Consider the following 13,741-nt stretch of genomic DNA (forward strand, 5'->3'; position numbering starts at 1 on the left):
AGGGGAGAGCACAAAAATGGAAATAGCCAATAAGCTGGAGATTCACTATTACCTCGCAAATGACGAGCATTCAATGAATGCTCTCGTTCGCAACAAGTGTGAAGCCGAGCTGTTGGCAATATTCAAAGAGGTATGTGCCACATTTGATATTGACCTTCCCGTTGAAACGCTTGCATATCGTGAGGGTGGCCTAAAAGAAATTTGGAAGTTTCTTGGTGAAAATGGAGTTCAGATTCAGACAATTCTTGCTATCTTTACGCTGGTTTTAACGATAGCAAGTATTGTGCTTTCTAGAATCCCCCTGTCTGACGTAGAAAAAGATCAGCGAGAAAAGGAATTGGCTGAGCTTTCCATCGAAGAAAAAAGGCTCTCGATTGAAGAGAAGCGCTTGGCTATCCAGAAACTTAAGAAAGAGATGACATCAGGGGAAGTTGCACCAGAAACTATCGAGTTGGGGGCCAAAGCAGCGGCGCAAAATCTAAAAATTCACGCAAGAAAATCAAACTTCTATAGGCTTTTAGATCAATATCCGAAGGTCACCGGTATAGCCTTCTCCCAGTTGGGTCAGGATAACACACCCGTATCGAATGAACGTTTTGTTCCTCGCGCCGATTTCAAAAAACACATTTTGCTGACCAATGATCTTCTGGTCGAGTCCATCGAGGGTGCAATGGTTGAAATTATCTCACCTGTACTTAAAGGAGGGAATTATCACTGGAAGGGCGTATATCAAGGCAAGCCAATCAATTTTGTGATGACTGATGCTGAGTTCAAAAACTCAGTATTGCGCAAGGAAGTCAGTTTCCAACATGGAAGCAGCATCGAATGCGTACTCCAAGTGTCACGGAAGCTTGATGAATTTGGAGAGGTGGTTGTTACCGGTTATTCGGTTCCTACCGTTATCCAAAAGGTAGATGGGGATCTGAAATTTGAAACCACTCAAGGGCGGCGATACAGGGCTCACAGGAAATTCAAAGAGGCGCAAATCGATCTTTTTACAGCCGCTGTAAGAGCGAAAGAGCTTTGATATGCAGATGCGACTGTTCCCCGCGTTGATCTTATTCTTGGCTTCTTACTTCCCCTTGAGCTTAATTCTGTTGATACAAGACATCAAAGAGATATCGTGGAAGGCCCCTCTGTGCAAAATTGCAGAGGTTTCTTCTTGCTATCTTCCCGAGCTTGCAAATCCCGGCAGGGCCCTCGGCCTGCTTGGGATTTGTGCAGTGAGCCTTGTCATTTTCATGATATTAATGAGGAACCTCTCGGGCTATTCGAACCTAGAGGTCGTTGATTCGAAGTCTGTGCCTAATGATCTTATCAACTACGTTTTCCCTTACGTCGTTTCCTTCATGGGGCTCGATTTAGGGGTAGAGGGTAAGTTCTTCGGATTTTTGCTTTTCATCGTACTGATGTTCGTCATTACTTACCGATCTGGCCAGATTTTGATGAATCCATTCCTGCTGGTTGCTGGCTGGCAGTTATACGAACTCAATATCGTTACCGAAGGGCATAAGCGCTGCGTGAAGGCGCTTTCCAAGGAACAGGTCAAGTCAGGCGATCACCTTGAGTCCTGCTTGGTACATGGAATTTACGTTTTGCATCGGGGAGAAAAATGACGATAGCGCAAGACCTGCAATCTTTCGGAGCCTTCGATGTGGCGCAGTCAACTGCGTCCCTTTGGATCTTCAAAAAGCGTCCCGCAACAGGGCAAATGAATCCTTTCACTGCGGTGTCAGTGGTGATGGGGGACGCGCTGAGGGATCAGCTCAAGGAATTGGCAACGAATTACCAAACAAGCCACACGCTTGCCGAAGAGTACAGCTTACTTAGCCAGACCAGTGAGGGCGGTTTTCTTGCGGTATCCCGTGAAGACACGCTATTTCCGAGCCTCCAAGGGCTGATTGACCAGCCATTGGAGGAGTGCTTGGTGAATAACGTAAAGCAACTGAACAATGCTGCTGGGTATGTGCTTCGCCTGCGCCACGGTGAATCGGTGATTTACTGCGTCAAGAAGGCAAATGCAGACTGGGCTACCCGCAAGAAGAAGGGTGTGATGAACATCTTCTTCACCGAGGCGGGCTTGGACATCATGGATAACCCGTCATTCAGTATTGCTCGTAGTTTTGATTTCTTTGTGGTGGGCGAGCACGTTCTCATGACAAACAAACCAGCCTTTGAGTCACTGCTAAACCACAAGGACACCTACGAGGAGGCATACACTGCACTGAAGCAAGAAGCGGGGTTCTCGGCTGCTATTGCCGACTTTGCTGTGTTTGATACCTTCATCGGAAAAAACGCTACCCACTTACGTCGTATGGCAGTGATCAAAGCTCGCGGTTACTACAACAACCCCGACTACATGACGCGTCTCCGTGAGATCAATGGCCTACGGGGCTGGGGCATCCAGTTTGACGATCAAGGCAGGATCGTTGCCACCCCAGAAAAGATGCGGGACATCTTGCACGTCCTGCTTGATCACCGTTTGCGCTCGGAACTCTCAGACAATCAGTACGACGTGCCTTCAGCAACACCTGTTGGACAGTGAGCCTTGGCAGCCACCGCTTGCACGGCGACATCGGCGACTCGGCGACACAAATGAAAAAGCCAGCCCCGGAAGAGGCTGGCTTTTTCAATTCTGGTGGCCCCCGGGAGTTGAACCCTTATGTAGTACGAGCACGTTCACTTTCAAAGAAGCATGATAGCTAACGTATTGTTTTCCCAGCAATTTACTGCTTCCAACAAATATGCAGTGATGATGCGCATTTGAAAAATTGGTGAAAGAAACATCGAAAAATACAAGCGGCATATTGCGATACAAGCGTTGTAAACCTGATTTATTTACCATAAAGAGTAAGTATTACTTCAAGCTGGGAATATTCCTTACCCATTCAAAATAGTACTTAGCCATGTTCTTTTGCACAATTACTCTGTTTTTATTTGATCTGGCCCATGCACTCACTATTTCACCGGACTGAAAGTCTAGTACAAATTGGCCTTTACTGGCTTCAAGAATCAAAGACAGTGCCCTACATAGTTCTTCATGACTAAGTGTGTTATCAGTTCGAGCGGAAGACAAGTCATCTTCAGGGCTTTTTCTTAAGTTATTTTTAATAAAAATTGAAAGTCTTTTGTTTTCCATTCTTAAATTTTCAAGCTCCTGCTTTTCAAGGTCAGTCAGCAGCCCTGAAAATTTATCATCAAAAGACTCTCCTTCTAGAAACGCCAGATAACCATCTAGTTTTAATCGATAGGAAGAAGACCGAAGGAGAGTAGAAGTGGCCAATCTATTGTCGACTGCACATCTTCTCTCATTCACAACAGCTGCCACATAACTAGCAAGGCTAGTTATATTATGAAACTTCACTCGGCTCGACTTAAGAACCCTTAGAACAGAGTCAATTTCCAAAATGGTATTCTTTACCCTTGTGTCTTGCACGCCCTTAAATCTATTTTCACCAGGCCGAGCGCCTCTGCCATTTTTTTTACTCATAAAGTTTCTCTAGCAATTCTATTGATCTGATATTTTTAATAGGTGATGATTCTATGTAAGCCGCCAACTCTTTTGGGCTTTTTCCGGTCGCCATACACACGCCTCGTAGGAGGCCTCTAAAACTATCAATCAATTTATATCCATGGGCTGAATCAAAAAAATCCTCAAGTTCACCCGTCATCACAAGTAGACGTGCTCTTATCATCGCCACATCAGCCTCAAGAACTGAGTCTGCAAGATCTGGGTAGGCTATTGCTTCATCGCACTGGACAAGAATATTCTCAAGCTCACATTCAGGCTGTGCAATCATTGCTAATTTTTTGGCTAAAATATCAGGCTTATTCACAAGTGCACAATTTCTTAATTTGTCATAATTTTTAACAAGAACATCTGCTGTAAGCATCCATGCACTTAATTCTCCCGTCAAATTCAGCAAGTCTTGCTCAATCAACTCCAAAGCAACTTCGGAGGCTCCATTACTGCTTGCACACGCGAGCCGCCTTTTTAAGTCATCACATTTTCTAGACAAAGATCGGCAATGAGCCAATATTCTTGGTAAGTGATCTACTGTTTTAATGCTGTAGTGGCATTGGCCACAAAATTTCTTTCCTACCGTATTAACTATTTCGGGAGGGCATATATTATTCATTGGGCAAATGTGAGTTGGACATATTTTTATCCAGCCCGAGTCATTGGCTTTAATTGCATCCATTCCGGATTTTATTTTGCCGTCTGCCTCTTCAGTAGCAAACGAGAACGCTCCATATTCTCTAAGTACATCATTTATCGGGGAAGCCGCAACTGCTTTTCTTAGGCTAGAAAATTCATCATCGGCCGTAACGGCCAGAATGCTACGCTCTACTACACCACTTTCAGCAGCTAGCCTTCTATTTATGGCCTTAACATCAGAAATATAATCACTGTTAATGACAGTATAATACTTAACCATATTGTCACTAACATGACCAGTAATGTTTTCGCCGATTACATGAGGAGGTAAAATCGGTGCGTAAATCGACACGACTGATGCACGCAAGCCATGAGGCGTATAATCAGTGCTAAACTTACTACGACAGCGAGTGGCCTTCTCAAAATCTCGTCTATTATCAAATAATAAATTTGATACTTCCTCTGGGAGTTTATCAGCAACATCCTGCCCTAAGCTAATCTTAATTAAACTGAAAAAGTAAATAATATTTCTAAAGAACGAAGCCATACTAGAGCTAGTATATACCTTTGGCTCGTTATATTTCATAAATATTGGTCGTATCTTTCCGAAGTCACTCAGTTCGTGATAATCATAAAATAGCTCAGCATCAAAATGCTCACCATTTATCCAGGATTGGCTTTCAATTTGACGCTCTAACGCATTAAGAACAGTCTTAGCCGTCGGCCTGACCCATTCATTAGTCACTTTGTCGGTATTGACTAACAAATCAAAAGTAGAAGACTTTGAATCTACTTCTGAAAATTTGAAGTTCCTCTTATCTAGCCATCTTATATGTATGTGACGCAAGCCAGTTTCGATGCCCACAATGGTTTGATGAATGCCATGTAAATTTGGTAGTAGAGTCCACTTCTCTGGCGAGCCCTTAAGATGAACGGCTGATGTTGGAATAACAGTCGTCGGGATCCAGCGCAAATTAATTTTAACTGGAGTGCCGTCAAGCAAGGTGAATCTTACAATTGGAACAAATCCAAAATCATCGGCGTTTAAAATTAGATATTTGTTCTTGCTGTTAAGAATTGATAACCAGCTATCTGGAGCAGTTCCCTCTCCAATATTTTTCGCAACATGCCAAGTGAACTCACCAATGGCATGTACCAATTCAAAAAGAAGCCTAAAATCATTAATTCTAAATGTTTTTTTGGAGGTTTGACGCCTCCTAGACTCTCTTGGCTTATCCAAATCAAGGATAGGATTAGTAAACCCGTTGAGCCGTTCATCAAATGGAGCTACATCTTCCAAGTATTGAAAAAAACGCCCTATGGCCGAAACGTCATCTCTCTTGCTAATTATTTGGCGGAGTGGAGGCAAACCAATGCCTTCCATATGTTTACGATCAAACTCTGTAGGTGAAGGAGAACGATGCCCAGATTGAGGAAGAATAGAAAATAAATATTGATTAAATTTACCAATTACAACAATGTCACTTTTTATATCTTTCTTTCTTTTGATTTCTTTAACTTGAGTCAAATACCTTTTCTGATATTCTGCCCATACGGCCCTGACATCACTGCCATCCAAAGAGCGATTAAATAAAGCCACCTCTTTCAGCAGAGAATCTGTATCTAGAGAAACTCGTGGATTATAAATAGATACTTCCTTGATATCAAAATTACACCTGTCAGGAAGAGCGCTAATAAGTGGACCGAGAAAAGACGCTGGAGCCAATGGGTACACTGGCTCGTCAGCGCCTCTCTCTTTTAGGTTTTTTCTGCGCGTCAACTCCTTGAAAAGCATAATTAGATCAGGAGTGTTGATGTCTTCTACTGTATGCCAGTCACTAGCAATTACAGGACGCCATGCATACCAACCAAAATTCCTAGCTGACCGCGGAAGAATATCATGAGATATATCTGCTACCCCTAATGAACCATTGACATATGGACTCCTAAAGATAGCTAAAACTTCAGTATAAAGCTGGCACGCATAATCTTTTTTTCGATTTGTTTCTGGTAGTGAAAAATTCATCGGAAGTAGTATCGCTCTCCTACCCCAAAGAGCCAGCAAAAAAACCCTGAGGCCCCGCCATATTTCTTGAGCAAGCGTACGGGGTACAACCTCATCCACACCAAGACTACTTAAAATATCAATATGGTTATCTGAAAATGTATCTCTTGTATTATTGTGCACAGCATAAAAAACAGATGCCACCCATTTGGCATTGTATTTTTTCTTGTAAAATGGGAAGTATCGGTTGAATGCCAATCGCTTATAGTTGTTATCTCGGGAAGCCGTTATAAGACTGAGGGACACTCTCTCTTGATCCGGTGCATACATTGAAAGCAATAGGCGCTTAGTATCTTCAATTGCATCTGCAACGGCAATTTGGAGTTGTTCATTAGTGCATATAATTTTGATTTCACTTGTTAAGTTAATCATTTTTTCTTAATTCTTCAATTCTACTTTGATAAAAATCAATCAAAATCTGTTCTTTTTTTAAAATATCACGGCCTTTGATTATTTTATTGGAAAACTCAAGCTCAGCCCGTATTATCTCCTCATCGTGCCTAGCATATATTTTAGTGTTCTTGATGTCACTATGTCCCATTAAGTGCGCCACCAGTGTTTCACTCAAACCAAGCCCATTTGGTGTTGGCAGATAGTTAAGAACAAAGACTCCATAGCTATGTCGCAACGAATGCAATGCATCACCTTTTGGAAGATGGACATCAATGGCTTCTGCTCGCTTCTTAAACTGTTTAATCCGTGCGCTTCGGTCTCCTGCAAAATAGGGACGCCCTCTATTCTCTCCAGACAAAGTTTGAAATATGAATGGATGGCCGGCGGATGAGATAAATTCATATCTAAGATAATTTTGCAAGGCTTCAAAAAAACAGCTAGCCCATGGCTCAATTAGAAACGTATCAGCGCATTCCCGACCCTTCCATCTTAATAAATCAAATTCACTCTCTATAATTCCTGGATTTGCTCGCTCAAATGGGCTGTGCGCATACACTAGACGATTTTTTATATCAATATCTTCCACTCTAATCTGGAGAGCTTCTGATGTCCTTAGGCCAGATGCTGCTAGCAATGCATAGATTGCTCGGTCTCTGAAGCATTTTGTCCCATCAAGTAAGTCTCCTATGCGATTAAGGGGGAACTGGAAATCAACTCTCTTTTGAGTGGAGTTACGACGATTGGTCCCAGACTTCCTCGTCGTTAGGAAGAGGCGCGCCCCACGATTTTTTTTCTTAGCCCCCCCACGAATTACCCCGCCAAATATTGATGAGCCACGTAATTTCGCCGACTCCTGTGGACTTATTTGAATGACTGCATTTGGCATAAATCGACTAAATAAGCCATCCTTGCCAGTGGCTTTGGCAAGTGAATCACTCAAGTTAAGGAAGTGAATAAGAGCCGCCTCAATAACCTGAAGGGAACTAGGGCTACATGTCTCAATTCTGCCTGTTAATATCGCTATATCTCTTGCAATTTTATTGCTGCTCAACTCCCCGTGAAGGAGATAGCTTTCATAGCTTCGTATTAAAACATCTAAGCTTTGTTTTGATGGTTCCAAACCGATCAAAGAGGCGACATAGATATACTCAACAAAACGAGCAACATGCCCAAGATAATCATGCAGTGTACCAATGCTAACTATCTTATTGTCTATCAGTTTTTCTTTATATACTGTAAATGGACCGAATTCACTTCCTTCCGGATCGATTAGCACTGCATTTTTAGAGTATCCTATCAATGAAAAATATCGCACTTTCTATTTTTCCGTTTTTGGGTGGTGTTGATTTTTTTATGGCATAAAAACCTATGAATCCACTAATTCATATGGCATTAATTTTGTGGGCAGTTAGGATTTTTAAAAAACTCAAACTGAAACCCATTGAGGCGGTAAAGCGTTACTTGGAAAAGCTGCTACAGCTTTCTGTAGTTCATCCTGTTGGATTTGGGGTAGCGTAAGTGCTTCCATCAGACGGTTGACGAACTCAGAAGGTGGAGGGCCCTTGGTCCCAATTTTTAGGGGAGAGATGTTGCTCTGCTCATCACCCATTAGCGCGGCAAGCTCGACTTGTCGGATACCGTAAGTCATGCGGAGCTATTGGGAAAATCGACTGAAAGGGCTCATTAACCACTAGCTGTATATAAAAATCGGCCCGAAGTGTAATATGGCGCCCCTTAGAACGCAATGGCTAAGTTGTTGAAAACTAATGGTTTTGCATTTATTACATAACACGTAACTATAATTCAGATTCTTATACAGTTATGTTTGGAAAAGTGTGTTCGAGTATTTTTGTGGTCTTGCATAAAAATAGATGGAAGGCTCCGGATCTATTCGTTATGAATAAATTATCCTGCCTCGATAGATTTAACACTCAGGTGAAAATATGCTGATTTTTTTGGATACTGAATTTACTGATTTTATTGAATGCGAGCTGATCAGCTTAGGCTTGATCAGTGAAGATGGCAGGCATGAGTTATATGTAGAAGTACAAGACTTTGACCGTTTAAAATGCAATGCCTTCGTACAGTCAGCGGTGTGTTCAAGCCTAGGAAGGATCGTTGGTGCGCAGGTACGCAAGACAGAGCTAAAGAACAGACTAAACGCCTGGTTCGCTACGCTAGCACACAGCGTAACTATTGCATGCGATTCGCAACACGACCGTGACCTGCTGGCCGACATATTTGATGGGGAATGGCCGAAAAACCTGACTGGCTGGTTTGATTTACGACCTTTGCTTGATTCGGAAGCCTTTAATCGATCTGTGGCGCAGTACCACACGAAGGACCGACCTTGGCATCATGCCCTATTCGATGCCCAAGCTCATCGGGTCGGCTGGCTAGCTTGGGTTGCCGAGAAAAATAAACGAGAGACCTAATGGCATGATCAAGCTAGGAGAAGGGGTAGTTGTCCGTGGCACCTAGGCAAGGGTGCCTTTTCGCGCGGCTGCTACTGCCGATGTTGCAAAGCCAACTTGGCACACATTTCTTCGACCCAGCGGCGCACCCAAGCCCGATCTTCCCCGCTGAGTTCATTTAACTTTTCCACTAAGTCCTGGGCCTGATCGACGGACCTCCCAGAGCTGGAGCGGATCAAGCTGGTAATGGGCACAGCCAGGACATCAGCAATGCGCATTAGGCGTGATAAGGAAGGTAACGTTACCCCTCGCTCTAGCCGGCTGATGCTCTCTTGTTCGACACCGATGACATCAGCCAACTTTTCTTGCGTCAGTCCTTTTGCACGCCTTGCATCTGCAATTGCTCGCCCAAGGCTTCTGGCAAATTCCTTCTCATTCTGTTCAGTCACTGAAACGACGCCTGATGTCTGTTAACCACAGTAATGGTGGTCTTGTCGGCGTCTTCTGTTAACATCACTGAGTGTGGTATTGCCACCAATAATGTTCTATTTTCCGTGCGGTGCATCATGAGGATGGCGTTGTGCCGCCAATCTGAAGGAATTACTGATGTTGTTAACCAAGCCCGGTTGGGCAGAGGAGCAGCCCACGCGACGACGGCTGGTTCAACCCTACCTGCCCTGGCGCTGTGTTGGGGTTTCCTCTGAGTCACCCTGTTTCTTGGTCGAGTGTCGTCACGATCAGCGAAATGAACAGGATTTGCTGAATAGCTTCCTGGTGCCGTCGCCCGAGCATCTGTTGGAGGTAGTCGGCCAATTGTGTGGCGGAGGCTACCGAGTGTATCGACTGCACATGTCAGGCGGTGACGACGAGGTTAGTCGGCTCGAACTGATCCATACCATCAGAAGTTACCGTGTTAACGGAGTGACTTGGTTCTGCCACATCGGGGTTAACGGAGTGGCTCAACCTTGCCTACCTTGGCAACCCAGACCGGATGCTAGCGCCGAGTGGTCCACCGAATGGACTTGTGAACCGGTTCTTGATGCTTCCGTTGTCTATGACAACCGCCCCATGTGCTCCTCTGCCAGCCCTGAGTCCTGATGTTCGCTTGTACTGCGGGGCGTGCTTGCCAAAATCGATCTATCGAAATGGCTGCGTGCACCTACAGGACCCGCAAAGACAAGAAGTAGCGCTGCTGATCAAGAGCCGGCAGCCCCTTTTCCTTGATTGTTGATTCAGGAATTTCTCATGAGTCTGATTGCCAATACTTTCCGTGTGGCGCTGTGTGGTGCGTTGACCGCCACGGTTCAAGCAGCTGAACTCCCATGGTGCATGTTGCCGACACCTGATTGGGTTGTCCTGGCATATGAAAACGAAGGGAAACAGCCCCAGGGTGTAAAGCAAATGGTCGAAACGTTGTACGAAACAGGCTTCAAGCCAAATGTCGGCCAAGTGGGGAAGAAGAAAAAAGTTTGGCAGGACAAGTACGACTTTGACGCGCATGGCCGACTCGTGCGTCGGAGCCGTGCTGGTGATCAACCAGACCAGTTTGACTACGACACATCAGGGCGTCTGACCATCTATCTAAACCGGCCCGTGACCTATCAGGATGATTACCACTACAACATCACCGGTGGGGATCAGCTGGATTCTGAAGCCGTAACGGTGACTCAGCTTGACGATGGAACGTGGCAGAAAACCTCGATCACTACCGCTGTTTATGATCCGAGTCGTCGTTATAAGGTTGGTGAGCGAGAAATAGCGAGGTATGGGCGTGATTGTCAGTTGCAGACTCGCCAATGGGAAATGACCCCCGGGCCTGGTGGTGGCCCGCTGCAAATCGAGACCGCAACAGGGCGGTATGCATTGAATCGGCGCCTGAAAATGCGCTCGGCTTGGCTACGCACACCGCTGTCCGATGGCAATTGGCAAAGGAGTACTTTCACTGAAGTGTTTATTGATGGTCAATGGCAGCGTTGGGCGGCGATGCCGTCTTCGGTCAAGGAGTACACCCCACAAGGTGAAATCCGCTCCGAGCATCAGTTGGACCAGCAAGGTCAGGTTAATTTGCGCCAAGTTTACGCTTTTCTACCGGACAGTCGAGGAAACAATACGCGAAAGCTCCTGGTGAAGGAATACGATGAGCGCAAAGACGGTTCCTTTGGCGCCATGGTTTGGGAACGCAAGTACACCTACTATTAATCATGCTCAGGCCGGCGTTGCGTTAAAAAATCCCCATAGATGGAAATTCTCCCTAGTAACATCAAGTAAATAACATCACGACAGCATGGCGAACAGGACCGTACAGCACTTGATGCAAGCTGCTCCACGTGGACAGCCGCTCGATACTGACATGTTGCGTGACTTCGGTGTCAGCCCTGCGCAGGCGACCTACATGGTGAAAGCCGGCTGGCTACAGCGGCTCTCACGTGGGGTCTACTTGCTCACAGGGGACCGTCCATCTAGGGATGGCATCATCGCCTACTTGGCCCGGCATATCCCGGGGTTGCATGCGGGTGGTAAAACAGCGTTGGACTGGCAGGGGGTGAGGCATAACATCGCATTTCGCGAGCGAGTCCAACTATGGGGTTGTCAGTCCTATGACTTTCCGCCCTGGGTTGCCGAGAACATGCTGTATTCCTACCAAACCACCAAGCTATTCGATGACGGTTTTCCAGATGAGTATGGGCTCAAGCCGTTGCCCTACGGAAATTCGAATGTGCGGGTATCTGTACCGGAACGAGCTCTGCTTGAGCTGGCCAGCGATATCGGCAAAGGGCAGTCGCTTGAAGAGGCGCGCAATATCGTGATGACCTTGCGCAATATCCGGCCACAAGTGCTGGACGAATTCCTATCGCATTGCCAGCGGGTCAAAGTCGTGAGACTGGTCCGCGACCTAGGCTTATGGAGTGAATACCCTTGGGGGCTGAACCTTCAAAAGCATGTTGATCGACTAGGTGCTGGAAAACGTTGGTCAAATAGGACTCGGGATGGCGAACGGCTTACGTTGAAACCTTAGCGCTAGACGATCGAGTTATGCAAATACTGAATGGAGGAAGTTTGGCCAACGTGGTCATTGGCCTTAAAAATGAAGAAAGGCTGCTTCAGTTTTAGGACCTAGTAGCCTTGATATGATTCTGAGTAGAAGACTGTAAACTAAAAAACCGCAGCCGCTCGTTGTGTACGGCGGTAGGAGGGAATCAAGCAATAAATGCGGGGCGCGGTCCCGGCCAGTCATCCACCTCCATCTGTATGGCCAAATCTGCATCTGTAATCCGCCGCAAGCTTGATGCTGCAACAAACTGCACACCGAGGGCGAGTCGGACCACCTGAAGCCGCTTCAGCCCTGCGGGTTTATAACGGCTAGCAACATAGGGTGGCAAACTCGCAACGACTGCTTGAACGCGGGCGTCGTCCCGGTGTGGCCGTGCCATCGCCATACGTTGGGCTAGAGAGACTAAGTTATGGCCATCCCTGCCTTTGAAGGAATCCGAGGCAATGCCATCCCATACCAAAGCAGCTTTCATCGATAGTTCCGCTACCATGCAGATCGGCTGGATCACAGAGTCGTGACTGAAGGTGGTGGGAAGAGTATTCGCAGCATCCTCAAGATTAGATCGCGACATTTGCCAAAGTGTCAGCGCATCTGGATTGTCATGTGCGAGATTATTTAGCCCCATGGTGAAATCATGAAGGTCAGCCGAGGCAAAAGCGACCTCGGCAGCGATCATCAGATCCTGTCTACACCAATTCCACCACTCATCGGCGCTATAGAAACCTGCCATCTGCCAGAGCCTGTCCGTAATTCTGTGTAAACCAGTCGTTTTCCACCCACCTGTCGACAGGCAGCTTTGGCTGACCAGCTGCCTTCCCACCTGGATTAGCGGCAGATCGTCGGCCTAAGCAGACGACCGCGTGACCGATAAAAATAGCCGATTTCCTTTTGGAAACGGCCGTAAATGTATCTAGTCAACAGGGGGTGATTCAATCATTGAGAGCAAGGCAGCCTTACGTAGATCACGGCGGAAATTGAGCAAACTGCGATAGTCGCTGGGAGACTTGGCTACCGTCAGCGTTTGCTGTCCGTCGGGGTGGGTAAGTCGTCCATGCTTGCCTCCTCGCCGAAAGCGCCAGCCTTGACGAATCAGTTGTCGTACTACCCGGTCAATCTCTTTATTTGAGCAGTACTTCATATGCGGATCTCCCTTGTGTTCTGGGCATAGCGCGCACGGAAACGCTCAGGGTCAAAGGCCATCTGGTCAAAGGCTGCTGCAGCCCCGACTTCCAGGATTGGCTGACTATAGAGATAACCTTGCCCCTCAACCTGTGGATTGTTCTGAAAAAAGCGTCCATGTGGATCAACCATCAGGTAGGACTCATGCATGTCACGGTTGTCCTCGGCGCAGAGGATGGCATCAAAAGCGCGATGGCGGGCAATGAAGGCTGCAAACTGCTCATCGCTGACGGCAAGATGATGATTCACTACCGGAAGCATTCGCAGAACTTTCCACTTGTCTGGTGCTATGTGCTGAACCAAAGCCGCTAGATCTTCTTCATGGTTCAGTTGGTTGACCACGGTGTTTAGCTTGATACGCAGCTTGGGGTTGAGCTTGCGTGCATCAGTAAGATTGCTTGCCAGATTGTCTAGATCCAAGGTAAGCGTCCAGCCCGTCCACCTATCCACCGCCCCCTCCAATCCCCATGATCAGGTTT

At 46.3% G+C, this 13,741-nt stretch carries 13 protein-coding genes; 6 read left to right on the forward strand and 7 right to left on the reverse strand.

Features of this window, described 5'->3' with window-relative positions; all coding sequences use genetic code 11:
* Positions 1-16: 16 nt before the first annotated feature.
* Genes IE083_RS12830 through IE083_RS12840 form a run of 3 tightly spaced genes read left to right on the forward strand, consistent with a single transcriptional unit; the run spans position 17 to position 2,545 of the window.
* Entirely contained in the window at positions 17-1,027 is a 1,011-nt protein-coding gene (locus tag IE083_RS12830; protein WP_189354163.1) for a hypothetical protein, read from the forward strand.
* A 1-nt stretch (position 1,028) separates the two neighbouring features.
* Complete coding sequence (locus tag IE083_RS12835; RefSeq protein WP_189354167.1) at positions 1,029-1,616, forward strand: KwaA family protein; 588 nt, start codon at positions 1,029-1,031, stop codon at positions 1,614-1,616.
* Entirely contained in the window at positions 1,613-2,545 is a 933-nt protein-coding gene (locus IE083_RS12840) for a Kiwa anti-phage protein KwaB-like domain-containing protein (RefSeq protein ID WP_189354169.1), read from the forward strand. Before IE083_RS12835 ends, IE083_RS12840 begins: the two co-directional genes overlap by 4 nt.
* 312 nt (positions 2,546-2,857) lie before the next feature.
* Here IE083_RS12840 and IE083_RS12845 read toward each other — a convergent pair whose 3' ends face one another.
* From IE083_RS12845 to IE083_RS12855, 3 genes are read right to left on the reverse strand one after another with little or no spacing between them, the layout of a single operon-like run.
* Entirely contained in the window at positions 2,858-3,490 is a 633-nt protein-coding gene (locus tag IE083_RS12845) for a hypothetical protein (protein WP_189354172.1), read from the reverse strand.
* A complete protein-coding gene (locus IE083_RS12850; RefSeq protein WP_189354175.1) occupies positions 3,483-6,596 on the reverse strand; it encodes a hypothetical protein in 3,114 nt (1,037 codons plus the stop codon). Before IE083_RS12850 ends, IE083_RS12845 begins: the two co-directional genes overlap by 8 nt.
* The gene (locus IE083_RS12855; protein ID WP_189354177.1) at positions 6,589-7,932 is read right to left on the reverse strand and encodes a tyrosine-type recombinase/integrase; all 1,344 of its coding nucleotides are present in this window, start codon (positions 7,930-7,932) and stop codon (positions 6,589-6,591) included. The genes IE083_RS12850 and IE083_RS12855 overlap by 8 nt, the downstream gene beginning before the upstream one ends.
* A gap of 628 nt (positions 7,933-8,560) precedes the next feature.
* On the opposite strand from IE083_RS12855, the gene IE083_RS12860 reads away from it, so the two are divergent.
* On the forward strand, positions 8,561-9,052 hold the full coding sequence (locus IE083_RS12860; RefSeq protein WP_189354180.1) for a hypothetical protein: 492 nt from the start codon (positions 8,561-8,563) through the stop codon (positions 9,050-9,052).
* Between the two features lie 71 nt (positions 9,053-9,123).
* On the opposite strand, the gene IE083_RS12865 is transcribed toward IE083_RS12860, so the two are convergent.
* Positions 9,124-9,480: a helix-turn-helix domain-containing protein gene (locus IE083_RS12865; RefSeq protein WP_159876097.1), complete on the reverse strand. Its 357-nt coding sequence runs from the start codon at positions 9,478-9,480 to the stop codon at positions 9,124-9,126.
* 796 nt (positions 9,481-10,276) lie between these two features.
* Between IE083_RS12865 and IE083_RS12870 the strand changes: the two genes are divergently transcribed.
* Together IE083_RS12870 and IE083_RS12875 are read left to right on the forward strand one after the other, a co-directional pair.
* Positions 10,277-11,230 (forward strand): hypothetical protein, encoded by a 954-nt coding sequence (locus IE083_RS12870; protein WP_189354182.1) that lies wholly within the window; start codon positions 10,277-10,279, stop codon positions 11,228-11,230.
* An 85-nt stretch (positions 11,231-11,315) separates the two neighbouring features.
* Positions 11,316-12,047 carry a type IV toxin-antitoxin system AbiEi family antitoxin domain-containing protein gene (locus IE083_RS12875; protein WP_189354184.1) on the forward strand — a complete coding sequence of 244 codons (732 nt, stop codon included), beginning with the start codon at positions 11,316-11,318 and terminating at the stop codon, positions 12,045-12,047.
* Positions 12,048-12,228: 181 nt separating this feature from the next.
* Here IE083_RS12875 and IE083_RS12880 read toward each other — a convergent pair whose 3' ends face one another.
* The 3 genes from IE083_RS12880 to IE083_RS12890 form a co-directional block, all read right to left on the reverse strand.
* Entirely contained in the window at positions 12,229-12,813 is a 585-nt protein-coding gene (locus IE083_RS12880; protein WP_189354187.1) for a hypothetical protein, read from the reverse strand.
* A 180-nt stretch (positions 12,814-12,993) separates the two neighbouring features.
* Positions 12,994-13,221, reverse strand: a complete 228-nt coding sequence (locus tag IE083_RS16055; protein WP_189354191.1) for a type II toxin-antitoxin system HicA family toxin — start codon at positions 13,219-13,221, stop codon at positions 12,994-12,996.
* A complete protein-coding gene (locus tag IE083_RS12890) occupies positions 13,218-13,682 on the reverse strand; it encodes a hypothetical protein (RefSeq protein ID WP_189354194.1) in 465 nt (154 codons plus the stop codon). The genes IE083_RS16055 and IE083_RS12890 overlap by 4 nt, the downstream gene beginning before the upstream one ends.
* Between the last annotated feature and the right edge of the window lie 59 nt (positions 13,683-13,741).

It is taken from the genome of Vogesella fluminis (genome assembly GCF_014652335.1).
Taxonomy (GTDB): domain Bacteria; phylum Pseudomonadota; class Gammaproteobacteria; order Burkholderiales; family Chromobacteriaceae; genus Vogesella; species Vogesella fluminis.